Source organism: Thalassospira sp. HJ, assembly GCF_000948415.1.
Lineage (GTDB): Bacteria > Pseudomonadota > Alphaproteobacteria > Rhodospirillales > Thalassospiraceae > Thalassospira.
On the sequence record NZ_JYII01000010.1, the window covers coordinates 483,641 to 508,473 of the forward strand.

The 24,833-nt window shown below is 55.2% G+C and carries 21 protein-coding genes and 1 other RNA gene; 5 read left to right on the forward strand and 17 right to left on the reverse strand.

The window, feature by feature from the left end:
* Positions 1–80 precede the first annotated feature (80 nt).
* The 15 genes from ftsA to UF64_RS07715 form a co-directional block, all read right to left on the reverse strand.
* Complete coding sequence (ftsA, locus tag UF64_RS07645; RefSeq protein WP_235284996.1) at positions 81–1,304, reverse strand: cell division protein FtsA; 1,224 nt, start codon at positions 1,302–1,304, stop codon at positions 81–83.
* Between the two features lie 260 nt (positions 1,305–1,564).
* Positions 1,565–2,428 (reverse strand): cell division protein FtsQ/DivIB, encoded by an 864-nt coding sequence (locus UF64_RS07650; RefSeq protein ID WP_052657494.1) that lies wholly within the window; start codon positions 2,426–2,428, stop codon positions 1,565–1,567.
* A complete protein-coding gene (locus tag UF64_RS07655) occupies positions 2,416–3,330 on the reverse strand; it encodes a D-alanine--D-alanine ligase (RefSeq protein WP_044827988.1) in 915 nt (304 codons plus the stop codon). Before UF64_RS07655 ends, UF64_RS07650 begins: the two co-directional genes overlap by 13 nt.
* Positions 3,327–4,271 carry a UDP-N-acetylmuramate dehydrogenase gene (murB, locus tag UF64_RS07660; RefSeq protein ID WP_044827989.1) on the reverse strand — a complete coding sequence of 315 codons (945 nt, stop codon included), beginning with the start codon at positions 4,269–4,271 and terminating at the stop codon, positions 3,327–3,329. Before murB ends, UF64_RS07655 begins: the two co-directional genes overlap by 4 nt.
* A 7-nt stretch (positions 4,272–4,278) precedes the next feature.
* Entirely contained in the window at positions 4,279–5,688 is a 1,410-nt protein-coding gene (gene murC / locus UF64_RS07665; protein WP_044827990.1) for a UDP-N-acetylmuramate--L-alanine ligase, read from the reverse strand.
* Positions 5,685–6,884 (reverse strand): undecaprenyldiphospho-muramoylpentapeptide beta-N-acetylglucosaminyltransferase, encoded by a 1,200-nt coding sequence (murG, locus tag UF64_RS07670; protein ID WP_044827991.1) that lies wholly within the window; start codon positions 6,882–6,884, stop codon positions 5,685–5,687. Before murG ends, murC begins: the two co-directional genes overlap by 4 nt.
* A 154-nt stretch (positions 6,885–7,038) precedes the next feature.
* On the reverse strand, positions 7,039–8,178 hold the full coding sequence (gene ftsW / locus UF64_RS07675) for a putative lipid II flippase FtsW (RefSeq protein ID WP_044827992.1): 1,140 nt from the start codon (positions 8,176–8,178) through the stop codon (positions 7,039–7,041).
* Entirely contained in the window at positions 8,175–9,581 is a 1,407-nt protein-coding gene (murD, locus tag UF64_RS07680) for a UDP-N-acetylmuramoyl-L-alanine--D-glutamate ligase (protein ID WP_044827993.1), read from the reverse strand. The genes ftsW and murD overlap by 4 nt, the downstream gene beginning before the upstream one ends.
* A gap of 12 nt (positions 9,582–9,593) precedes the next feature.
* Complete coding sequence (mraY, locus tag UF64_RS07685) at positions 9,594–10,682, reverse strand: phospho-N-acetylmuramoyl-pentapeptide-transferase (RefSeq protein ID WP_044827994.1); 1,089 nt, start codon at positions 10,680–10,682, stop codon at positions 9,594–9,596.
* A gap of 310 nt (positions 10,683–10,992) precedes the next feature.
* The gene (murF, locus tag UF64_RS07690) at positions 10,993–12,402 is read right to left on the reverse strand and encodes a UDP-N-acetylmuramoyl-tripeptide--D-alanyl-D-alanine ligase (protein WP_044827995.1); all 1,410 of its coding nucleotides are present in this window, start codon (positions 12,400–12,402) and stop codon (positions 10,993–10,995) included.
* Positions 12,403–12,461: 59 nt separating this feature from the next.
* Complete coding sequence (locus UF64_RS07695) at positions 12,462–13,922, reverse strand: UDP-N-acetylmuramoyl-L-alanyl-D-glutamate--2,6-diaminopimelate ligase (RefSeq protein WP_052657495.1); 1,461 nt, start codon at positions 13,920–13,922, stop codon at positions 12,462–12,464.
* Positions 13,909–15,627 (reverse strand): penicillin-binding protein 2, encoded by a 1,719-nt coding sequence (locus UF64_RS07700; RefSeq protein WP_052657497.1) that lies wholly within the window; start codon positions 15,625–15,627, stop codon positions 13,909–13,911. Before UF64_RS07700 ends, UF64_RS07695 begins: the two co-directional genes overlap by 14 nt.
* On the reverse strand, positions 15,624–16,055 hold the full coding sequence (locus UF64_RS07705) for a DUF3962 domain-containing protein (RefSeq protein WP_044827997.1): 432 nt from the start codon (positions 16,053–16,055) through the stop codon (positions 15,624–15,626). Before UF64_RS07705 ends, UF64_RS07700 begins: the two co-directional genes overlap by 4 nt.
* Positions 16,052–17,038 (reverse strand): 16S rRNA (cytosine(1402)-N(4))-methyltransferase RsmH, encoded by a 987-nt coding sequence (gene rsmH / locus UF64_RS07710; protein ID WP_044827998.1) that lies wholly within the window; start codon positions 17,036–17,038, stop codon positions 16,052–16,054. Before rsmH ends, UF64_RS07705 begins: the two co-directional genes overlap by 4 nt.
* A complete protein-coding gene (locus UF64_RS07715) occupies positions 17,035–17,538 on the reverse strand; it encodes a division/cell wall cluster transcriptional repressor MraZ (protein ID WP_044827999.1) in 504 nt (167 codons plus the stop codon). The genes rsmH and UF64_RS07715 overlap by 4 nt, the downstream gene beginning before the upstream one ends.
* Positions 17,539–18,088: 550 nt before the next feature.
* Between UF64_RS07715 and UF64_RS07720 the strand changes: the two genes are divergently transcribed.
* The 4 genes from UF64_RS07720 (at position 18,089) to UF64_RS07735 (ending at position 21,348) form a co-directional block, all read left to right on the forward strand.
* Positions 18,089–18,859, forward strand: a complete 771-nt coding sequence (locus tag UF64_RS07720) for an EF-hand domain-containing protein (protein WP_235284997.1) — start codon at positions 18,089–18,091, stop codon at positions 18,857–18,859.
* A 94-nt stretch (positions 18,860–18,953) separates the two neighbouring features.
* Positions 18,954–20,015, forward strand: a complete 1,062-nt coding sequence (gene corA / locus UF64_RS07725; RefSeq protein WP_052657498.1) for a magnesium/cobalt transporter CorA — start codon at positions 18,954–18,956, stop codon at positions 20,013–20,015.
* 94 nt (positions 20,016–20,109) lie between these two features.
* Positions 20,110–20,658 (forward strand): cysteine hydrolase family protein, encoded by a 549-nt coding sequence (locus tag UF64_RS07730; RefSeq protein ID WP_044828001.1) that lies wholly within the window; start codon positions 20,110–20,112, stop codon positions 20,656–20,658.
* Between the two features lie 69 nt (positions 20,659–20,727).
* Complete coding sequence (locus tag UF64_RS07735) at positions 20,728–21,348, forward strand: pyridoxamine 5'-phosphate oxidase family protein (RefSeq protein WP_044828002.1); 621 nt, start codon at positions 20,728–20,730, stop codon at positions 21,346–21,348.
* A gap of 80 nt (positions 21,349–21,428) precedes the next feature.
* Here UF64_RS07735 and rnpB read toward each other — a convergent pair.
* An RNA gene (gene rnpB, locus UF64_RS19675) (RNase P RNA component class A) lies at positions 21,429–21,824 on the reverse strand.
* A gap of 415 nt (positions 21,825–22,239) precedes the next feature.
* Here rnpB and UF64_RS07740 point away from each other — a divergent pair.
* The gene (locus tag UF64_RS07740; protein WP_052657500.1) at positions 22,240–23,925 is read left to right on the forward strand and encodes a methyl-accepting chemotaxis protein; all 1,686 of its coding nucleotides are present in this window, start codon (positions 22,240–22,242) and stop codon (positions 23,923–23,925) included.
* Positions 23,926–24,085: 160 nt separating this feature from the next.
* Here UF64_RS07740 and UF64_RS07745 read toward each other — a convergent pair whose 3' ends face one another.
* Positions 24,086–24,802, reverse strand: coding sequence for an N-acetylmuramoyl-L-alanine amidase (locus tag UF64_RS07745; RefSeq protein ID WP_044828004.1), 717 nt, complete (start codon positions 24,800–24,802; stop codon positions 24,086–24,088).
* Positions 24,803–24,833 lie beyond the last annotated feature (31 nt).

Here is a 24,833-nt window from a genome sequence, read left to right on the forward strand (position 1 = left end):
GCGGGCAAAGAGTTATTGCCTTCTTAATGCGGGCAAAAGTTTTCAGAAAAATGGATAAAAAAGTACGTGCGGTTTGCGTATTAGAAGTTCTCTTTGAACCAGGCGCCCAGACGCCCCCAACGTCCACCCGATTGACGTATTTGCGCCATGGCTTCACTGAGCGGGTCATTCTGTTGGGCAACAGCGCGCAAAAGCAGGCCGGAACAGGCCGAAAAGGCCGGGCCAGCGGTGGCTTCAGCAAGGCCGGAAACCCCATGCGGCAGGGCAATTGTTGCCGGGCGTTCAAACATCTGGCTGGCCAGATCGGCAATCGCGTTAAGCTGGCTGGCACCGCCGGTCAAAACGATGCTGCGGCCGCCAATCTGTGACAGGCCGTGTTCTTCCAGCTGATCGCGGATCAACTCGAAGGTTTCTTCAAGCCTTGGCTTGATGATGTTGATCAGCATCGAGCGCGGCACATGATTGAAGTTGTTTTCGTCTTCATCGCCAATGGTCGGAACCGCAAGGATTTCCTGATCATCAGACGGTGATGTTAGCGCACTGCCATGCAGGGTTTTCATGCGTTCAGCATGGTTCAGCGACGTATTGAGCCCATAGGCAATATCACGTGTCACATGTGCACCACCGACCGGGATAGACGTGGTGTACACCACCTGACCGGCGTTGAACACGGCGACACTGGTCGTGCCGGCCCCCATATCGATCACGGTGGCCCCCAGATCGCGCTGATCCGGTGTCAGGGCGGCAAGGCCAGATGCCAGCGGGGTAACCACGGTTTCTTCGATCGCCAGATGGCAGCGTGCCAGAAGGGTATCAAGATTGCGCAATGGTGCCGTCTGGGTCCGAACAAAGTGCAGATCAAGACCAAGGGTCGATCCATACATGCCACGCGGATCATTCATGGTGTTCGCACCATCAAGGCGGAAGCCAAGTGGCACCGTGTGGATCAACTCATCACCCGCCTGACGCAGAAGGGCTTCTTTCTGGTCATTGAGTTTTCGGATCTCAAGATTGCCGATCGGACGGGAGCCAAGCGGCAGCTCAACCGTATGGGTTTCCGATTCCGGGCGACCGCCAGACAGATTGACAATGACCGATTCGATGGTTTGGCCCGCCATCTTTTCAGCAGCATTGACCGCGGCAAGGACGACTTCCTGCGCGGCATCAAGATTGGAAATGGACCCGCTTTGCAGACCCTTGGACATGTTGTGACCAATGCCGATGATCTTGGGCGGCTGGTCTTTTTCACGCCGCGCAATAAAACAGCAGACCTTGGACGTTCCAATGTCCAAAGCCGCAATCAATCCTGATCTGGTTTTGCCGCGTGCCAATTGAATGCTCTGAATTTTTATCGGTTATGTGGCGGGAGTTTTATAACTCTACCTTATTAAGCCCGTTTTCCACCAAAAGCGGTTGCAATTTGGTTAAGGCAGACCATCGCATAACGCATCTTTCATGCGAATGTTCGCAAGAACTGTGTAAAAACAATATCGGCAGTCTGAAAAGAACGGTCCAAGGCGCTTTCTCGGAGGTCCGTCGGTAGGCAGGCAGAAGGGCGGTCAATTCAGACCGCGCCCTCCTTCTTTGGCGGATTGCGCCTTTGTTCGGCAGCCCCAGGTGTCAGGCGGACAAATGTCCGATCCGGCAGGCGCAAATCAACGATCAGAACATCGCGATCAAGAATGCCATGTTCACGATCAAGCAATTCGAGGCGCTGCCAGGCCTTTTCCATGTTTTCTTCGGGCAGGCGAATGAACATGCCGTTGGCAAGCTGGATGTTCCAGCGGCGATGGCCAATGCGTTGGGCACCGGTGATCTGTTCATAAAGATGCGGGATGCTCTGCAAGGTGGTCAGCATTTCTGCCGCGGCCTTGGGTGCGTCATCGCCGACCAGAACCGGCAGATCAAGATAATCACCCAGTTCATAGTTCTGAAGCTGTTCGCCATCGCCATCGATCAGAACGTGATCGCGGCCTTCGGTTTGCCAAAGGGCGAGCGGTTTACGCTCTACGACCGAGACAATCAGGGTATCGGGCAATTGGCGTTCGACCGTTGCGCTGCGCACCCATGAAAGTTCTTCGACGCGTTCGCGTGCGGCATCGACATCAAAGGTAATGATCGGCGTGCCGGGCTTCTGACCAATGGCAGCGAGAAGGGCGTTGGTATCGGTCTTTTCGCGGCCCGAGACTTCGATATTCTTGACGGTCATGCCAAATTCGGCCGACAGGCGAACACTTTCCTGTTCGGCCATATCAAGCCATTTGTCAGCCTTGCCGGTGTATAAAAGGGCTGCCAGAATGATGGTAATCGCGCCAACAAAGCCGCTCCACCACATGACGCGGGCGATCTTTTTAACGTTGGATGCCATGCCATGCTGTTTATCAAGTTTCTCTCGCCGTTCGCGGGCCTGTTCTTCTAGCGTTCGCATGAGGCGTCCTCCACCATCCATGCAACGATATCGGCAAAGCTCATCCCGTCATGGCGCGCCGCATCCGGGACAAGTGATGTCGGCGTCATGCCCGGCTGTGTATTGATTTCAAGGATCGCCAGACGGTCCTGTTCCGGGTCATAGCGGAAATCAGCACGCGCCACACCACGGCAGCCAAGCGCCTTATAGGCTTCTTCGGCATGGCGCTGCAGGCGGTCGCGCAAATCGCCTTCGATGTCGGCCGGAACGATATGTTCCGATCCGCCTTGGGCGTATTTGGATTCAAAATCATAGAAGGCATGATTGCCGGTCAGGATTTCGATGACTTCCATTGCCTTGCCATCCTTGACCGCCACAGTCATCTCGCGCCCGGGAATGAATTCTTCCTGCATGACGCCTTCGCCATGATCCCAGCTCCGGGCCAGCATGTTCTGTTCTTCCTCGGCCGTCAGGATGATTTCAACCCCGACAGATGATCCCTCGTTATTGGGTTTAAGAACATAGGGCGGCGGCAATGCCTTGCCCGATGCAATGTCTTCGCGCGTCACCCAGACATGGCGTGCGCAGGGGATCTCATATTCGGCAAACATCGCCTTGGCCGACATCTTGTCCATGGCAATGGCCGAGGCCCGAACACCCGAATGGGTATAGGGGATGTTCATGATTTCAAGCAGCCCCTGAACCGCGCCATCTTCGCCCCAACGACCATGCAGGGCGTTAAAGATCACATCGGGCTTGGGATCAATTGCGCCAAGCTGGCTTGCGATATCACGCGTCGCGTCGACCTCGGTGACCGCATAGCCCTTTTCACGCAGTGCCTTGGCGCATTCGCGCCCGGATGACAGGGAAACTTCCCGCTCTGCTGACCAACCGCCCAGAATGACAGCGACATGTTTGCTCATGCGTCTTTTCCTATGATCGAGTGGCCAAGGCGTTCACCAATGCGCCGGATTTCCCAGCGCAGCTCAACGCCGCTATGTTCTTTGACCCGTTTTCGGACTTCATCGCCAAGCTGCTCAAGATCAAGGGCGGTGGCGTCACCGGTATTGATCATGAAGTTGCAATGTTGCTCCGACATCTGAGCGCCGCCGATTTTAAGGCCACGACACCCGGCCGCATCAATGACTTCCCAGGCACGGTCCGGCAGCGGATTGGCAAATGTTGACCCGCCAGTGCGTGATTTGATCGGTTGCGATTCCGCGCGTGCCTTCTGGATTTCATCCATGCGTTTGGCGATATCTTCAGGGTCACCCGACGATGCGCGCAAGATTGCCGATGTGAATATCCAATCTTCGGGAAGCCCGCAGTGGCGATAGGTCATATTCATTTCGTTTGGCGTGACGGTATGGATGTTACCGCTACCATCAATTGCGGTGGCAGAAACCAGGACATCCTTGATCTCGGTACCATAAGCGCCGGCATTCATGCGAAGTGCCCCGCCAATGGTGCCGGGGATCCCTGACAGAAATTCGAGGCCGGCAATACCGTTCATCTGTGCGGTTTGCGCAACATTAAGGTCAAGCGCCCCTGCACCGGCATGAACGGCACCATCTTTGACCACCACATCGGTAAACGGACGGCCAAGACGGATGACAACGCCGCGAATGCCGCCATCCCGCACCAGAAGGTTGGATCCGACCCCGATGACGGTGACGGGCATATCCTCCGGCTTGCCTTTCAGGAAGTCGGCAAGATCGGCTTCATCCGCCGGGCGAAACATTACATCTGCCGGGCCGCCGACCTGAAACCAGGTGACCTTGGCCAGTTGCGCGCCTTCACGCAGCTTGCCACGTACCTTGGGCAGGCGGTCAATCAGGGGCGTATGGTGTTCCGGCGTGCTCATATCTGCTTCAGTTCTTGATCGCTTCAAGTTGGGCGGGCAGGGCATTGGCCCAGGCGCTGATTGAACCAGCCCCCAGACAAACGACGAGATCGCCCGGTTTGGCTTCAGCCTTGATGACCTTGGCCAGTTTTTCCGGGCCCTCAAGTGCGCTGACATGGCGATGGCCACGGTTGCGCAGGCCCTCGACAAGCGAATCACGCGAGGCACCCTCAATCGGGCTTTCGCCAGCTTCATAAACGTCGGCAACAATCACGCTGTCGGCATCGTTAAAGCAGGTGCAGAAATCTTCAAACAGGTCATGCAGGCGCGAATAGCGATGCGGCTGGACGACAGCAATAACGTTGTTCTGGGTTGCCTGACGGGCAGCTTTCAGCACCGCCTTGATTTCAACCGGATGGTGACCGTAATCGTCAATGATAGTTACGCCATCGACTTCGCCGGTTTTGGTAAAGCGGCGTTTGACACCGGTAAAGCCATCAAAGGCAGAAACGATTTTCTCGTCCGGGATGCCAAGTTCCAGCGCGACTGTAATCGCCGCCAGCGAGTTCGAAACGTTATGGTCGCCGACCATCGGCAGGCGAACATCCTTGATCACGCGTTCTTCGCTATCAACGCGTTCGCGGATCACAACGTCAAAAACACTGTCGCCGATATTGGTGCGGACATTAACGGCACGGACATCAGCCTGCGGCGAGAAGCCGAATGTGAAAATACGACGATCTGTAACGCGACCGATCAGGGCCTGGACCTCAGGATGGTCGATACACAGGACGGCAAAACCGTAAAACGGGATGTTCTGAACGAAGTTTTTGAAGGCTTCGCGCAGCTGATCGAAGTCTTTCCAGTGATCAAGATGTTCGGGGTCAATGTTGGTCACAACCGAGATCGTCGAGGGCACTTTGACAAAAGTGCCATCAGACTCATCGGCCTCAACCACCATCCAGTCGCCTTCACCAAGGCGCGCATTGGTGCCGTATGAATTAATGATCCCGCCATTGATCACGGTCGGGTCAAGCCCGGCAGCATCAAGCATGGTTGCAACCAGCGAGGTGGTTGTGGTTTTGCCATGCGTGCCGCCAATCGCGATTGCAGCCTTAAGGCGCATCAGTTCGGCCAGCATTTCAGCACGGCGCACGACCGGGATCATGGATGCACGCGCGGCAGTGACTTCGGGGTTGTTCGGCTTAACGGCGGTGGAGATGACAACCACCTTGGCGTCTTCGACATTTTCCGCCTTGTGGCCAACAAAGACCTTGATGCCAAGGGCGCGCAGGCGCTGCACATTGGCATTGTCGGAAATATCCGATCCCTGCACCGAATAACCGAGGTTATTGAGAATTTCGGCAATACCGGACATGCCGATGCCACCAATACCGACAAAGTGGATGGTGCCGATGTTGAGCGGCAGGGTGTTCATTGAGTGTCTCCTCGGTCTTTGCTTATGTTCTTTGTATCCGGGCTTCCTGCCGGGTTCAGGCCCAGCATATCAAGCACCATGTCGGCCAGTCGTTCTGCGGCGTTGGCACGCCCACTGCTTTTGGCGGCCTTTGCCGCACGCGTCAGTGCGGCCGGGTTGGTCAAAAGCTTTGCCAGACGATCTGTCACGGCCTCACTACTAAAGCGATCCTGCGGCATCAACCATGCACCGCCTGAGTCTTCGATCTGTTGGGCGTTATAGCGCTGATGATCATCAATGGCATGAGGCAATGGCACCAAAAAGCCCGGGCGTCCGGCAGCAGTCAGTTCGGCAACGGTCGATGCACCGGAACGGGCAATCACCAGATGGCAATCGCGCAGGCGTTCCGGGATATCATCGATAAAGGATGCCAGTGTCACGTCGATCTGCGATCCGGCATAGGTCTTACGCACGGCATCGATGTCTTCTTCACGCGCCTGCTGGGTCACGACCAGACGTTTGCGCAAGTCTTCGGGCAGGTTGACCAGGGCTGTTGGCAGAACTTCGGACAGGATGCGTGCCCCTTGCGATCCACCGGTAATCAAAAGTCGGACCGGGCCGTCACTTGTCGGCGCGTCATATTCGCTTGATGTAAGGGCAGCGACTTCGGCGCGCACCGGGTTGCCCGTCCAGATCACTTTCGCTTCGTCACCTGGTGCGATCATCGTGACCTTGGCAAAGGATGTCGCAATGCGCTGTGCGTCACTGGCAACCAGTCGGTTGGCGCGACCAAGAACCGCGTTCTGTTCATGAATAGCATAGGGAATGCCAAGCCACTTGGCAGACATCGTCGCCGGGATGGAGGCATAACCCCCAAAGCCGATAACTGCTGCCGGTTTGACCTTTTTAATCCGGCTTCTGGCCTTAAGCGTGCCAAGGCCAAGACGGGCAGCCCCAATCAGACGCCCCTTGATGCCTTTGCCAGCAATGCCGCCTGCCGGAAGGATGACGGTTTCGACACCTTCAACGCCCTCGGTGTAGCGTGCAGCACGGGCATCGGTGAAAAACAGAACCTGCGCGCCGCGGCGGACCAATGATTTGGACAAGGCAACAGCCGGGAACATATGCCCGCCGGTGCCACCGGATGTAACGGCGATCACCTGACCTGCCAGCGGTGTCTCGGCGGCAGAAAGTTCTGGATTTGCGAAGTCAGTCATCTTGTCCACATGTAAAACGACGGCGGTGCAGGGAAGGTCCCCGACAGTTACCCCCATCAGAACCCGACAAAGGTTAATATCCCTTCAAACCGGACCCTGAATAAGGCCCGATTTTGTCGTTTTGATGCAGAAAGTTTTTAAGGCGCGATGTTGGCTATTCGCCGGGGCGTTTGCATGTCAGCGCCAGGACAAAACCCATCCCGATCGCAATGCCGATGGTGGCCGACCCACCATAGGATACGAACGGCAATGTCATGCCCTTTGGCGGGACCAACTGCAGGGTCGATGCCATGTTGATCACGGCCTGCAACCCGAACTGCACCAGAATGCCGGTGACCGCCAGAACAACAAACAGGTTGCGTTCCCCCATCAGGCGCGACAGGCCGCGCATGATGATGAAGGTAAAGACACCAACCACCAGCACACAAAACAGAAGACCGAATTCCTCGCCCGCAACGGCAAAGATGAAGTCCGAATGCGCATCCGGGATGGAATTCTTTACCCAGCCTTCACCCGGACCACGGCCCATGATGCCGCCACTCATGAAGGCTTCCATGGATCGTTCGATCTGATAGCTGTCACCCGATGCCGGATCGAGGAAGCGGTCCACACGCGACTGTACGTGCGGCAGGATCAGATAGGCGGTAACCGCCAGCCCGACCGCGCCAAGTCCAAGGCAGAAAACCAGAATGATCGGAAGACCCGCGAGGAAGATCTGCACCGACCAGATCGAGGTAATGACAACGGTCTGGCCAAAGTCCGGCTGGATCATCAAAAGGAAGATACAAACCGCCAAAATCAGGCTCGAAACGATATAGCCCGGGAAGTTCGGGTTCAGCCGCCCTTCGGCAAACATCCAGGCAATCACAACCGCGAAGGCGGGTTTCAGGAATTCCGAAGGTTGCAGGTTAATGCCGGCAATGTTGATCCAGCGGACCGCACCCTTGATGTCTGAGCCGATGAACGGGGTAATGATCAGCAAAAAGATCACGCCCAGAAACATGAAGGACGCCAAGCGCCTGATCCATTTCACCGGCAGCAGTGAAATGCCAAACATGCAGATCGTTGCCATGCCCAGGAAGACAAACTGGCGGGTAACAAAGTGGAAGCTGTCGACATTGATGCGATCGGCAACTGGTGGGCTTGCCGACATCACCAGAAGCGCGCCAATCCCCATCAGAAGAATGATGGCAGCCAACAACCAGCGATCAACCGTCCACCACCAGATCCCCAGAACCGAGGTATCGGCACGCGAAAAGGCGATATGGGTGTTATGACCAAAAAGGGACTTCATGCACTTTCCTTCCCGGTCAGATCACCTTTTGCCAAGGCGGTATAAAGATCGCGGAATGCATCGCCGCGCGCTTCAAAGCTTTTGAACTGATCAAATGACGCACAGGCCGGGGTCAACATCACCACCGGTTTGTCATCACCACTTGCCTTGGCATCCGCAAAGGCGGCCTTGGTCGCGACATCAAGCGTTTCGCATTTCGCCCACGGCAGGTCATTGCCAAGGGTCTCGGCAAATTCGTTGGTCGCAGCACCAATCAGATAGGCTTTCTTGATGTGGGGATAGAATTCCTGCAATCCCTCGATCCCGCCTTCCTTGGGTTTGCCGCCAGCAATCCAATAGATGTTTTGATAAGCAGACAGGGCCTTTGCCGATGCTTCGGCATTGGTGGCCTTGCTGTCATTGACGAACACAACACCATCAACGCTACCAAGCATCTCCTGCCGGTGCGCCAGTCCCGGGAAGGACATGATGCCATCAATGATCCGGGTGGCGTCGACACCGCGCGCACGACACAGCCCATAGGCAAAGGCGATGTTTTGCCAGTTATGGCGTCCGGGCATGTGGGTGACGGTCGAAAGATCAAGAATGTGGGTCTGCGCCCCGGTCATGTCATCAATCAACCAGCCATCGGCACCGACATAGATGCCATGATCGACCGGCTGCTTGACCGAAACTTCGATGATGTGGCGACCGCCTTCACGGGCGAGTTCAACTGCCATTTTGGTGCAGGGTTCGTCATCAACAGAAATAATCGCCCATTTCGGCCCTTTGGAGCGGGCAAAGATCAGGTGCTTGGCCCCTATATAACCATCCAGCCCGCCATGGCGATCCAGGTGATCCGGGGTGATGTTTAAAAGCGCACAGGCATCAAAGGCCGCATGTTCAAGCAGCTCAAGCTGATAGGACGAAAGCTCAAGAACAAGGCAGTCATCCGCGGTGGAAGACTCAAGCCCAAGGGCGGCATTGCCAAGGTTGCCACCGGCCTGCGTTTTGATCCCGGCCTGATCGATAATATGGGCGGTCAGCGCGGTGGTGGTTGATTTGCCGTTGGTGCCTGTGATGGCAAGGGTTGGCACATCGGGCTGTGCCGTGCACAGCAGCTCAACATCGCAAATGATCGATTTACCCGCGCGGCGTGCCTTTTCAGCCGCCGGATGAGGGCTCGGGAATGTGGACGGGATGCCCGGGCTGATGACCAGCATGTCGGGTTCGGACCAGTCGCATTCCGCCAGATTGATCGGGGCAAGGCCAAGCGGTTCAAGCTGTTCGCGTGATGCTGCGTTATCATCCCATGCCCAGACAATGGCGCCTGCATTGATTAATGCTTTCACACTGGCAAGTCCGGATTTTCCCAGACCCAGAACCGCGATGGTTTTGCCGCGCAGATGCGAAAGATCAATCACGATGGGGTGTCCTTAACGAAGTTTGAGGGTCGCAAGACCAACCAGTGCAAGAATGACGGCAATGATCCAGAACCGGATAACGATGGTCGCTTCCTGCCAGCCCTTTTTCTCGAAATGGTGATGAAGCGGCGCCATGCGGAACACGCGTTTGCCCGTCAGTTTGAAGGATCCGACCTGAATGATCACAGACAGGGTTTCCAGAACAAACAAACCGCCAATGATCGCCAGAACCAGTTCGTGCTTGGTAACAACCGAAACCGCACCAAGCGCACCACCAAGGGCAAGCGAACCGGTATCACCCATGAACACCATCGCCGGCGGGGCGTTGTACCAAAGGAAGCCAAGGCCAGCACCCACCAGTGCGCCAAGGAAAATGGTCAACTCGCCGGAACCGGCAACGTAGTGAACCTGCAGATATTCGGCGAACTGCACGTTACCGATCAGATAAGTAATCAGCGCAAAGCTTGCCGCTGCAATCATCACCGGAACAATCGCCAGACCATCAAGACCATCTGTCAGGTTGACCGAGTTCGAAGCCCCGACCATGACAAACATGGCAAACGGCACAAAGAACCAGCCCAGATCCAGCAGGAAATTCTTGAAGAACGGGAAGGCCAGCGCAGTCGAAAGCGGATCGGCGGTGTTATAGGAAATCCACCAGGCGGCGAGGGCTGCGATCGAAAACTGCCCAAGCAGCTTGAGCTTGCCCGGAAGGCCTTTGGTGTTGCGTTTGGAGACCTTCAGGAAATCATCAAGAAAACCAAGGAAGCCATAGCCGATGGTGACCAGCAAAACCGCCCAGACATAAGGGTTGGTCAAATCAGCCCAGAGCAGGGTGGCAATCGAGGTTGAGATCAGCAACAAAAGCCCGCCCATGGTCGGCGTGCCCTTTTTCGTCAAAAGGTGGCTTTCCGGACCGTCTTCGCGGATCGGCTGACCTTCGCTTTGTTTGGAACGCAACCAGTTGATCAGGTGCGGGCCAATCACAAAGGCAAGGACAAGCGATGTGATGATCGCACCGCCCGTGCGGAAGGTGATATACCGAAACAGGTTCAGTACCGGCATCTGATCAGCAAATTGATAAAGCAGATTATAGAGCATTGCTCTGGTCGTTCCTTTTGAGGCTGAGGGTCAGCACTGACGAATATGTATGAAATGGTTGGTCGAATTTGTGCGGAAACTCGGAGCGAGGCAGAAGTAAGATATGAATCTTTCAATGCCTCGCGACACAGTAGGCCGTGCAAATTCGATCAATCCGAAGGACAACAGCATTATCTGAGAACTCCAGCGTCAAATCCCTTGAACGGGATGCCACCCAGTCCTTCAGGCTTTTCCTCGTATTTCACAGATAATGCTGTTGCCATTACATTCATATCCGTCAGTCCTGACCCTCTTCTGATGCGGTTGTGGATTATTCCACCACGCCACAGGATTTTAAGGCCGATACAATTTTCGAAACGTAAATGCCAAGTGATCCTTTGATCAAAACAACGTCGCCATCGCGCAAATCGGCCTTGATCGGCTCAATCGCGTCTTCGGCAACCTCAAAGTGGCCGGCATTGCGTTCGGAAGGCAGGGTTTTGTCGAGTTCGGCCATCAGTGGCCCGACCGAATAGACCCGATCAATTTCAAGCGAGGTCAGCGGGTGATGAAGATCGGCATGCATCTTGGCTGCAATATCACCGAGTTCGCGCATCTCACCCAGAACCGCAATCTTGCGTCCGCCTTCGCCCGGTTTGGTCTGCGATAGCACCTTGATTCCGGCCATCATTGAGGTCGGATTGGCGTTATAGGCGTCATCAATCAGGGTAAAGGTGCCATCACCGGACGGCAGCTTGACTGTGAGTGTCTGACCACGACCGGCAGGCGGGGTGACATCGGCCAGATCCTTCGACGCTTGAAGAAGGTCAGCACCAATCGCATCGACACAGCCCAGAACGGCAAGAGAGTTCAGAACCCAGTGTTCGCCCGGGCAGCCAATGAAGTATTCCAGGTCCTGACCACCAACACGGGCTCGGACCGCACTGCCATCTGTGACGATGTTGGCTTCAAACAGGCGATAGTTGGATACCGCATCCGTGCCAAAGCATTTGATGTTGGTCAGGCCCAGTTCCTTGGCGCGCCGCGCAAGGGCAAAGTAATGCAGGTTGTCACGGTTCAGGATGACGGTGCCATCGCTTTCAAGGCCTTCGAAAATCTCCGCCTTGGCCATGGCGATTTCGGCTTCGTCCTTGAAGAATTCGGTGTGAGCGCCCACCACGGTGGTAATCAGCGCCACCGAAGGCTTGACCATTTTCACAAGCGTGCTGATCTCACCCGGATGGTTCATGCCGATTTCAAAGACGCCGTATTCAGCATCAACCGGCAAGGTTGCCAGGGTGATCGGTACACCCCAGTGGTTGTTGAAGCTGGCCGGGCTGGCGTGGGTTTTTCCCTGCTCGGACAGTACGTATTTAAGTGCTTCCTTGGTGCCGGTCTTGCCGACACTACCGGTGATGGCAACGATTTTGGCTTTGCTGCGCGCACGACCGGCAAGGCCAAGGCGCTCAAGGGCAGCCATGGTGTCATCGACCAGAAGAACCTTGTCGGTATCGGTAATGCCGTTGGCATCGGAAACCATTACGGCATGGGCGCCGGCATCAAGGGCGGCCTGGGCAAATTTGTGGCCGTCGAAATTCGGGCCTTTAAGTGCGATGAAAAGATCGCCTTCGCTGACTTTGCGGCTGTCAATCGAGATGCCGGTTACCGTCCAGTCCCCGGTGGTTTTGCCACCGGTTGCGGTCGCGGCATCCTGTGCGGTCCATAAAACAGCCTGCGTCATAACGTCACTTTCTTTTCGCTCAGACCATCACGGCCAAAGCGCCGTAACGGGAATTAAGGTCAGTTGCCACCTGCAAGGATGCTACGGGCAACGGATGCATCATCGAATGGAAGGACCGTATCACCGACAACCTGGCCTCTTTCATGGCCTTTTCCGGCGATAATAAGGACATCGTTGCGCTGAAGAATGCCAATGCCCCGTTTGATCGCTTCGGCGCGATCACCGATCTCGACGGCACCTTCGCATTTTTCCTTGATCGCGGCACGAATGGTGGCAGGATCTTCGCTGCGCGGATTGTCATCGGTGATGATGGCAATATCGGCAAAGTCGTGGGCAACCTGTCCCATCAACGGGCGTTTGCCGACGTCACGGTCTCCACCGGCCCCCAATACACAAACAAGGCGGCCTTTGCAATGCGGACGGACGGCCTTGATCACGGTTTCAAGCGCATCTGGCGTATGGGCATAATCAACAAAGACCGGTGCGCCAAAGCTGGTTTTGCCAACCAGTTCAAGACGACCGCGCACCCCTTCAAGTTTTTCAAGCGCAAGAACAGCCTGATCAAGGTCCGCACCCGATGCCACAACGATGGAAAGGGCGGCCAGTGCGTTCATCACCTGGAAGCTGCCCATCAGCGGCAGGTGGATGCTGTATTCGCCCTTGTTCGCGGCAAGGCGGATCTGGGTGCCGGTGCTGTCAGGGGTTGCCTTGATCAGCTTGATGTCATCGGCGTTCTGGCCATAGGACATCACATTGATACCGCGCTTGGCGCAAAGCTCTTTCAGAAGGCCGAACTGTTCGACATCGGCATTAAGCACTGCCGTACCGTCCGTGACCAGAAGGTCCGAGAACAGGCGGGCCTTGGCGGCAAAGTATTTTTCAAACGTGCCGTGATAATCAAGATGATCACGCGACAGGTTGGTAAAGGCGGCTACCGTGACCTTGACGCCATCAAGGCGGTACTGGTCAAGCCCGTGCGAGCTTGCTTCCATTGCGACATGGGTGACACCGATGCCACACATTTCATCAAGGCTTTGATGCAGGGCGACCGGATCCGGCGTGGTCAGCGAGCCGGGAATTTTCGCACCCGCTGCACGAATGCCAAGGGTCCCGATCGATCCCGACATATTGCCCAAGATCGTCCAGAGCTGTTCGGTAAAGATTGCGGTCGATGTTTTGCCGTTCGTACCGGTGATCGCTGCAATGTTTGCCGGTTGCTGGCCGTAAAAACGGGCAGCCAACTGGGCATAGCGTTTGCGCGGATTTTCCACCGGGATCAGCGGAACCGTGGGGGCTGCCGGTCTTGGTGTGCCGTCCTTTGCCAGGATGGCGGCGGCACCAAGCTTGATCGCATCAGCGATATACTTGGACCCGTCATCACGTGCACCGGACAGGGCGGCAAACATATAGCCATCCTTCACAGTGCGTGAGTCTGCTGTCAGGCCCGTGATATCCGGGTCCTGTCCTTCGGCATGTTTCAATGCCGCCTGATCACCTGCCATGAGCTCAGAAAGACGCAAGTTTGCGCTCCCCCTTGCGAAGTTCAATCTGCAACGCTTGCTCTATTTCCGGCGCCTTCGCATTCGCCGGTTCAATGCCCAAAAGGGGAGCAATACGTGTCACAACCTTGCCAACGGCAGGGGCGGACACCCAACCTGCTGTGGCAAATCCATAAGTTTCTTTGGTGCCTTTGGGCTCGTCCAACGTCACCAGAACCACGTATTTCGGGTCCTGCATCGGGAAGGCGGCGACAAAGGTCGACATGCGGGCGTTCTTGACGTAGCGCCCGTTCACGAGTTTTTCCGAGGTGCCGGTCTTCCCGCCAAGGAAGTAACCCGCCACTTCGGCCTTCTTGCCAGAACCTTCGGTGACGACCAGTCGCATCAGGCGACGAAGTTGTTCCGAGGTTTTCTGGGAAAACACACGTTCGCCTGCCGGTGCGCCATCCTGCTTAAGGATGGTCGCCGGGCGACGAATGCCACCATTGACGATGGTGGAAATGCCACTGACAACCTGAAGCGGGGTGATGGCGAGACCATGACCGAACGAAATCGTCATGGTGTTGATCTCGCGCCACGGATTGGGCACAAGCGGCCCGCCGACTTCAGGAAGCTCGATCTGCGGTTTGTCGAGCATGCCAAGCTTTTTAAGGTATTTGCGCTGGTTCTCGCCGCCAAAGGCCATCGCCATGCGGGCCGATCCAATGTTCGAGCTGTGAACAAGGATTTCCGGCAGGGTCAGCCAGCGGTTTTCGGCGTGATAATCGCGAATGCGGAAACCACCAATCGCCAGCGGTTCCGTTGCGTCATAGACCGAGTTCAGCGTGGAAGTGCCGGTTTCAAGGGCGATTGCGGTGTTAAACAGCTTGAACACCGAGCCCATTTCATAAACGCCAAGCGTGGACCGGTTAAAGCGTGCATCGGCCGGTGCCTGACCCGGACGGTGCGGATCAAAGTTCGGAAGCGACGTCATGGCGATGACTTCGCCGGTATAGACATCCATCACCAAGCCCGCAGCACCAACTGCGCTATAGGTTTCCATCGCGGTTTCGACTTCTTCCTCAAGCGCGTATTGCACCCGGGTATCAAGCGAAAGCTGCAACGGACCGTTATTGATACGAAGCTCGTTATCAAACTCGCGTTCGGCCCCGGCGATGCCGTTATTGTCGATATCGGTAAAGCCCAGCGCGTGCGACAGCAAACGACCATGCGGGTAAACGCGACGTTCTTCACGTTGGAAGTTCAGGCCGGGAATACCCAGCGAGTTGACTTCATATTGCTGTTCCGGCGTCAGGTTGCGGCGCAGCCAGACAAACGCCTTGCGCGAGCTCAGGTGACGGATCAACGTATCACGATCAAGGTCGGGCAAGACGGTCAGAAGAAGGTCGGCTGATTCAACCGGATCCTTGACGACACGGGCATCGGCATAAAGCGAATTGGTCGGAAGATCGGTCGCGAGCAACATGCCGTTGCGATCAACGATATCGGCGCGCTCGGTCTTGAGTTCGCGGGTATCAGTGCCAGACGCGACAGCCGGCTCGTTACCCTGGCGCAGGACCGATGCATCAACCAGACCATAGGTGATCCAGCAAAAACCGATGATGAACATCGCGCCGGTAATGAAGATGCGGTTGCGCGCGGTTTCAAGCGCCAGGCGCTCACGCTGATCCGGGCCGAGTTCCGGACGATCACCACGCAGCCAGTATGAGAAACGGGTCAGGCTCATTGTGCGCCCCCCGTGTCTGCGGCAACGGACGGTGCATCAATGATCATGCTGTCAGCGGCTTCGTCATACATCAGATCACCCGGACGGGCGCGCGGGACGGGCATGAAGGCAACAGCTTCGCCGAACTTGTCGATGCGATACTGATGCAGATCGGCGTCTTCGGGCAGATCGTTGATGCTTGCCATCTGAAGCACTTCAATTTGCGCAAGGCTCAGATACTGTTTGGACAGGCGCTCGATCCGTTCTGGATTGTTCAGATAGCTCCATTCGGCCTGAAGCACATGGATGCTTTCCTGTTCGGCCAGAATGTCGGACTGGATGTCGGCGTAGCGCTTTTCAAGACGTTCGACCTGATGGCTGACCCAATAGGTGCCAGTGCCGATCAGGATGGTCAGGACGAGGCCAATGATGGTTACCGCACGGGTCATTTGTGACCTCCCTGCGATGTGGCGGGTTGCTCGTTGCGGGCAACTGCGCGCAGCTTGGCCGAACGCGCACGCGGATTGGCGCGAATTTCGTCTTTCTGACCGGTTACGGCCTTGCGCGTGATGGTCGAAAAGGTCGGAATGGCGACTTCCGGTTCGCCGGGCAGGCGGCGCGACATCTTGTTCGGATCGCCGGAGCGTTCCTTCATGAATGTTTTGACCTGGCGGTCTTCCAGCGAGTGGAAGGTCACGACCACAAGACGGCCGCCCGGTTTCAGTAGGTTTTCGGCGGCATCCATGGCGCGTTCAAGTTCGCCAAGCTCGTCATTCACATAAATCCGCAGCGCCTGGAAGGTGCGGGTCGCCGGATCAATCCCGTCCTTGGATTTGCGCACGACAGAACGCACCGCACGGGCGAGTTGGGATGTCGTCGTGAAGGGTTCTTCAGAACGAAGTTCGACAATCTTGCGCGCGACCTTGCGTGATGCGCGTTCCTCGCCATAGCGATAAACGACATTGGCAATGTCTTCTTCTTCGGCGGTGTTGACGAAGTCTGCCGCGGTCGGGCCGGACATCGACATGCGCATATCAAGCGGGCCGTCTTCACGGAACGAGAACCCGCGATCCGCCTGATCAAGCTGCATGGATGAAACGCCGATATCAAGGACGATACCATCAACCTGTTCTGGCCCGGCTTCGGGGATCAGGCGGCCCATATCGCCAAAGCAGCCCTCGACCATATGGAAGCGACCGTCATATTCGCTCTCAAGCTTTTTGCCGGTGGCAACCGCAGTCGGATCACGGTCAATGCCGTAAAGTTCGCACTTGGCGGAATCAAGAATGGCGCGGGAGTAACCGCCTGCGCCAAAGGTACCGTCAACCATGATCTCGCCGTCATGCGGTGCTAGGGCTTCTAGGACTTCGCGCAGCAGGACCGGCTTGTGTGGACGGTCTTCGGTGGCAAAGCTCAGATCGTTGTTGCTCATGATGCGTCTTCCTCATCCGAGGTGCCGGGACGTGCACCTTTGGGGAGTTCACTCATCGGTTTGAGCTTCAAAGTCGCACCACGATTGAGCGTGCGGGTCCGGCTGGCTTCTTGCAGGGGCTTGAAGATGTCAGGGTTCCACAGGCGGAAGGTGCGACCACGGCCGACAAAGGCGACCTGGTCTTCGATACGGGCAAATTCGATCAGTTCTGCGGGCAGAATGATACGACCTTCACCGTCGTAAGGAAGCATATGCGAGGAACCAAGGATGGTGTCTGCCAGATCATCGGCTTCGTCAGAGAACATGTCGAGTTCATCAAGCGATGCGGCAATGCGCTCCATGTGGCTGTGGCTACAGCCTTCAAGCGCGCTTTCCTTGTGGGATTGATACAGGTAGATGCCGGCGAATTCTTCGTTATCGAGGGCCGCACGGAACCGCTTGGGGACGGATACGCGTCCCTTCCGGTCCAGCTTGTGAATGTGCGTCCCTGTGAACAGCACTTCGCCATTCCCCTGATCAAAAACCCGATCTCAGAACACAGGACCCGGTTGGGCTGTCTTGCGACGGTGATGCGTCTGAAATGGATATGCCCCGCATGGCACGGAATTTGTACCTCTTTATGGGGTACCATGGGAAATGATGGGGGTCAATGGGATTTGATGGGCTGAATTATGACGTTTTGGCGCTTTCCGAGGGTTCCTGCGGTATATGCAAAAAGGCTGAACTCGGCCAAAAATCCCGGAAAACCGGTGCTGCTCCTTCTTCTGCCCATGAAATCCCAAATCCGTTCCATGGGTACCCATGGGAAGACCATCGAAAAACCGGAATTTGGGTTTTGATGGACCTGCTACGAAATCGGGTTTGGATTGGGTGTCGAAGACAATTTGCGATTTGATGGCCAATCGGGTTTGATGCGCGGGCAAACTCCTGCAAAATGTCAAAACGATCCTGAATGGTCTTTTTGATCTGCCATCAGGATTGAAATATGGCCCCGAACGGGGCGCGATCATCTGGCGCGGGGCAGCGTCAGTGAAACGAAGGAAGCGATTGTTGCGGATAAAAGCTGCCATTCTATTAATGGGTTGCGCATTCTCCTGTGCCGTTCTGGTCTCCGGACTGATCCCGGTCAGTGGCGGGGTGGCGTCTGCGCAGGGGCTTGGTCTTGACCCGGCTGGTGGCGGATCAAACTCGCCGGAAGTTTCATCGCCACAGATGCGTGAATTGCTGCCGCTCATCATGCAGCAGATGCAAAACAATCCGGAACTGATGTCGCAGTTCGGTCTGGGCGGACTTTCGGGGTTAAACGGTCTTGATGGGGCTGGTTCGGGTACCGGTGTGCCTGGCATGACCGGTGATGGGGTTGGCAATATCCCCGGTCTGAGCGAAGCAATTGCTAAGGCTCTTGCCCAACAAAATGGCGGAGCAGGTGTTGCACCGTCCGGCATCCCTGAACAGGTCAAGGTGTATCGCGAGCAGTATCATCCAATCGATATCGATCAGGATGGGCGGATCAGCGCGGATGAGGCTGCTGCCTATACCAGCTGGATGTTCCGCCGGCGTGATATCAGCGGGGATAACGTTCTGGTCGCGCGCGAATTTGCCGCGGTTGAAAAGCTGCCCGGTTCTGCAGAGGCCAATCGTCAAAGGCTGCGTACCGAAAGTCGCCGTCTTGATCTTTTGTTCCCTGAATATGATGCCGATGGTGACAAGATGATCACCAAGGATGAGTTCATGGCAAAGGTTCGCGCGACATATGATGAAAAACGCGGATCGGACGCCGATATTGATCCGTTTTCCTTCCAGACGGTGCTGCCGTTTTAATGGCATCTTGATCCGAAACGCATTCATCACATGACAAGCAACAGATAAACTGGCATCGGTATTGATCGGTAAGCCGGAAGAGACGGAGAGGCTCATGGACACCAACGAATTCTTTGCCCCGGTGCGCGCAAGCGCCGATGACGGCAATACAGCAGGTCCGGCGACCTCCGAAGGTGCTGCGAGTGCTGACAGTGGTGAAACTGCTGCAACCAATGTGGTGAGCGAGCAATCAGTGGCCAAACCGGCGGCACCCAAGGCCGAACGTCTTCCGGTTTGGGTGGATTTGCATGCGCCGACGTCAGAGGAAATTCACGAGATCGAAGAGCGCTTTGGTATCGAGATGCCAACCCGTGAAGAAATGCAGGAAATTGAGCTGTCCTCGCGTCTTTATGACGAAGACGGCGCGCTGTTCATGACGGTCTCGGTTCTGACCAAGGCAACCACCGATGCGCCGCAAACAACTGCAGTTACCTTTATTCTTGTCAAAAAGACCCTGATCACTGTGCGCTATGCCGACCCGGTGCCGTTCAAGACCTTTATCCGGCGCGTCAAACGCAGCCCGTCGCTTGCCAATAGTGCCGAGGCGGTTCTGTTTGGCCTGCTTGAACAGATTGTCGATCGGCTGGCTGATTTGATGGAGCAAACCGCGACCGACCTTGAAAACCTGTCCAATCAGGTCTTTATCAGCCCCGAAGAACAGGGATCAGATCGCGATCATCGTGAAACCCTGCGTCAGATCGGGCGTACCGGCAACCTCTCGGGCAAGGCCAAGGACAGTCTTTTGAACCTGCATCGTTTGGGTTTGTTCCTCTCGACCCAGGCGCGGCTGAAAAAGGACGCCAAGGCACGGCTCAAGATCCTGTCGCGCGATATCGTTTCGATCACCGAACACGCCAATTTCATCGCCAACAAGGTGACCTTCCTGCTTGATGCGACGCTGGGCATGATCAGTCTTGAGCAGAACAACATCATCAAGATTTTCTCGGTCGCAGCGGCTGCTTTCCTGCCGCCGACCCTGATTGCCAGCATCTATGGCATGAACTTCGAATTCATGCCGGAATTGGGGTGGGAGTTCGGATACCCGGTGGCGATTGCCCTGATGATCCTCTCTGCCGTCCTGCCGCTTTTGTATTTCAAGCGCAAAGGCTGGCTTTAAGGCATCTGGCAAAATTGGTGGGGCTTCTGTCCTTTCAGACATTCTTCGTGCTGCTAGATTGACGAGAGCAATTACCTGACTTTGGAGCCCCAAAATGAGCCATCCCGCCCTGATCCTGATTGATTGGCAGCAAGGATTTGATGACCTGAATTATTGGGGTAATCGCAATAACCCCAATGCAGAAGCCAATGGGGAGAAGCTGTTGGCATATTGGCGGGCACAAGGGTGGCCGGTTTTCCATGCAAAGCACGACTCAATAGAGCCACAATCGCGTCTGCATCCCGAACATACTGGCAATGCCTTCAAACCGGGGTTTGAGCCCGTGGGTGATGAGCCGGCCTATGGCAAGAACGTCAATTCGGCCCTGATCGGAACGGAACTTGAGGCGGATTTGCGCGTACAGGGCATTTCAAAGCTGGTTCTTTGCGGGATCACGACGGATCATTGCGTTAATACGACGACGCGCATGGCGGCCAATCTTGGCTTTGACGCGACCATTGCCGCAGATGCCTGCGCGACCTTTGATCGCAGCCTGCCGGATGGGAGGGTTTTTCCGGCAGATCTGGTGCATGATGTGGCGCTGGCCAGCCTGAATGGCGAGTTTGCGGCGGTCAAAACAGTAAACGAAATTGTGGCGGGCTAATCAGCAATTGACTTGCGTTCGCAACTCAAGCAGTTTCTGCCTCCAATCCCCGCGAAAGGTGTGCCTGCCATGACGAAAATTGATACCCAGGAAAAACTCCGCGCCATCTATGGAGAGCCGCTTGGGCTTGCCGCAGCCAAGTGCTTGCCGGCACTTGATCCGCACTGCAAACATTTCATCTCGCTTGCACCCTTTGCCGTGATTTCGTCTGCAGATTCTGATGGCAATGCCGATGTCAGCCCGCGCGGCGATGGCCCGGGATTTATCAAGGTGATCGATGACAAGACACTGGTTATGCCGGACCGTCCGGGCAACAACCGGGTCGATAGCCTGTCTAACATCATCGATAACCCGAAAGTCGGGATGTTGTTTTTCGTGCCGGGCGTGAATGAAACGCTGCGCATTAACGGCATTGCCGAAATCAGCACTGATCCGGAACTACTCGGTTTGTTTGCCGATACGCCGAAGGCACCGATCACCGCGATCAAGATTACGGTCGAGGAAGCCTTCCTGCACTGTGCCAAGGCCCTGATGCGCTCCAAGCTTTGGGATCCGGAAACCCGGATTGAGCGCAAGACGCTGCCGACCCTGGCCAAAATGATCAAGGACCAGACATCGAGCGACTTTGCCGAAGGCACGCAGGAAGAAGCGGACAAATATTTCGCGCAGTCGATCGCCGAGCGCGGTTGATCCGTCACGCGCAATCCAGCGCATTCTATCCGGGCGATGACGGGAAACTGTCATCGCCTTTTTTGTGTCTGAAAAGAAGTAAGACCAGATGGCCTGTAAGCCGGGTTCTGTCCATGCGGCGAACCGCACTGGATGACTATTCATCTGGGACGTCCGTCGCCGAACGCCTCCTGCAACCAACCCGAATGGTGGTGCGAAAACCCACCTGCCGACAATGCCGAAGCACCCGGCCGACCATTCCTATTAGGTTTTGCTCCCGGTGGGGTTTACCATGCGTCCCGCATTGCTGAAGGACCGGTGCGCTCTTACCGCACCCTTTCACCCTTACCGGATGGCTTGCGCGATCCGGCGGTATCCTCTCTGTGGCACTTTCCCTAGGGTCGCCCCCGCCAGACGTTATCTGGCACCGTGTTTCCGTGGAGCCCGGACTTTCCTCCCCGATTGCAAGCAATCAGGGCAGCCATCCGGCCATCTGGTTGATGTGGTGTAGGTAAGAAAGCAATTCCGGTCAAGAAAAACCGATGATCGCGGACGGTACCTTTGTTGTGCGCAGTTCTCTAGTGTATGTGAAGCAATTTGTGGGAACAGGATTGTCGTTGATATCAGGTCTTCGCAGCGCTTTTGTGAGATTCTGTTGCTCTCGAGCGTTTGGTTGGCACTTTATAAGTGATCCCATTTAATAAGTATTGTGTATGAGACACGCGATATATTTGAGCTCGATTAGAAACCTGATTTCAGTTGGTGTTGGCGGACTCAGTTTGCACCGGCGGTGCAATAGGATAGATTAGCCCCGAATTTTAACGTAACCGAGATCAATCGGTATCTTAAGCAGTTTTTCCAGTAGCTTCCTCACCGAAACCCAAGGAAAAAAAAATTATGTCAATACGGAATATGCGCCTTACCAGTCGGCAGATTGTGGGTTTTGGTGCCATCATCCTGCTGATGGTTTCTCTGACTATGATTGCGGTCTGGCAGGTCAACAAAATCGACAAGAATCTGACAACGATCATTGATGTTAATGGTGTCAAACAGCGCTACGCAATCAATTTTCGCGGCAGTGTTCATGATCGCGCGATCGCGGTCCGCGATGTTGTTCTTTTCGACGAGGACAGTGAATTCAACACGGTTGTAAATGAGATCAAACGTCTCGAGGGTTTTTACGAGGAATCATCACTGCTCATGAACGATATGTTCCGGGATGACTCTTTGGTGTCTCAGAAAGACCGCGAACTGCTCCAAGTCATTCGTGGTATCGAAGAAAGAGCGATGCCAATGATTGCAGAGGTCATCGAGCTGCGAGAGGTTGGTGACACCGACGCGGCGCAGAAGCTGCTTTTAAGTGATTTGAGATATGTCTTTGTGGATTGGTTGGCGGCGATTAATGCCTTTATTGACCTTCAGGAGGACATCAACAAAGAAATCGCCGACGATGCGCGAGGAACCGCAAGCGGGTTCCTGTCATTGATGTTTTTGATCCTTAGTGGTGCGATTATTGTCGCTGTAGCTTTTGCTTGGTGGAATATCAGCTCGCTCAAGCCGCTGACCAATATTACCCAGATCATGCGGCGTCTGGCGAACAACGATCTGACTGCCGATATCCCCGACAGCGAGAACAAAGACGAAGTTGGCGACATCATTGAGGCGGTGAAAATCTTCAAGGAAAATGCCGTCAATGTGCGCAGACTTGAAGAAGAAAGGAAGCAGCGAGAGACAGTCAGCGCGAGGCAGCGAAAAGAAGAAATGAACGGTCTCGCGTCGAGTTTTGAAACAACGGTTGGCGCAATTATTCAGGGTGTGGCTACAGCCTCGGAGGAGGTTCAGTCCGCAGCAGAATTTATGGTCAAGCAAGCTACCGAGTCAAAGAACTCTTCTGATGATTCTATGGAAGCAGCAGAGCAGGCTGCGAAAAATGTCAGTGCGGTCGCTGAGAGCGTGGCCGAACTCTCGCGTTCGGTATCAGACATTACCCAGAGGGTTCAGAAATCCAAAGAGATTACGGAACAGGCGATCATTGAGGCGGTCCGTAGCAACAAAATGATCAATGGCCTTGCTTCCTCTGCCGAACGCATCGGTGAGGTCATCGACCTTATCAACGCTATTGCATCACAGACCAACCTTCTTGCGCTGAATGCAACGATCGAAGCTGCCCGTGCCGGAGAGGCTGGCAAGGGCTTTGCTGTTGTTGCCTCCGAGGTTAAAAACCTTGCTCATCAAACAGGCAAGGCGACCGGCGATATATCCGAGCAAATTGCGGATATTCGTGCAGCTACAGATGAAGCAGTGCAGGCGATCAATGATATCAACAGCATTATTGAACAGATGAGCGAAATCACCGGCGGCGTCGCCTCTTCGGTTGATGAGCAAAACGACTCAATATCGCAAATTAGCGTCAACGTGGATGAGGCCGCACGGGTCACTACTCAGGTTCGCGAGAATATGATCAAGTTGAGCGAAACGTCCAAAGCCGCTGGTGAGGCTGCTACGAGTATGGAAAGTGCGTCGGTACATCTCTCAAAGCAGTCCCAATCACTCGGGAATGAAACAGATTCATTCATCAAAGGTATCCGAGTATCCTGATTTGTGCGCGGTTCAGGAAATATGGCGTGTGTTAACGTCGATATGACCTGAACCGCGAACAAAGAATAAGGTTTCCGCATACAGTCAAGCCGCATCTATGACTTGCCGTTTCGACGGGTTGTGAAAACGCAACGTTTGAACATATTCTTGATTAAGAATGTCAGATTGCAGTTTTGCTGACGCAGGAAACAAGTTCCATTAGGCACCTGAGGGTGGCGGCATCTGCTAATCCGGTCAGTTCTTCTTTGTGCCAATGGCGCTGGAAAGCCAGAAGTTGTTCCTGCATCGTGCCTGATCGGTACCCTAGCTTGCTAAGCAAATCCTGAATGGTTTCGTTGTTGATTTTGCTTGTCTCGTTTGCTTGTGAAAAAGACATATTGCTTTGTGGCCATAGCCCAATGCCATGTTTGGCAAGTTCATCCCAAGGAAACAGCTCGCCCGGGTCTGTCTTGCGATCCGGGGCCATGTCAGAATGGGCAATGATGCGGCTAGCTGGAATAGGATGTCGGCCAAGGATATCCTGACACAGTGCGATAATCGATGTGATCTGAATGCTGGGGAAGGCGCGATAGCCAAATTCATGTCCCGGATTGACAATCTCGATCCCGATGGAGTGGGAATTAATATCGTGGCAATCTTGCCAGGCACCAACTCCGGCATGCCATGCGCGTTTGTCTTCGTCGACAAGCTGGAAGATGCGACCATCCTCCTCGATCAGATAATGACTGGAGACAGAGCTTTCCCGATCACACAGTCGGTTAAGGGCTGCAGCACCCGATTGCATGCCGGTATAGTGAAGGACAAGAATATCAATCGGGCAGTCTCCTGGCCGCGGACCAAAATTGGGCGAGGGATGTTTGATGATCTCGCTTTTCATGGCGTTTTCTAACCCGTCATATCCCCGAAAT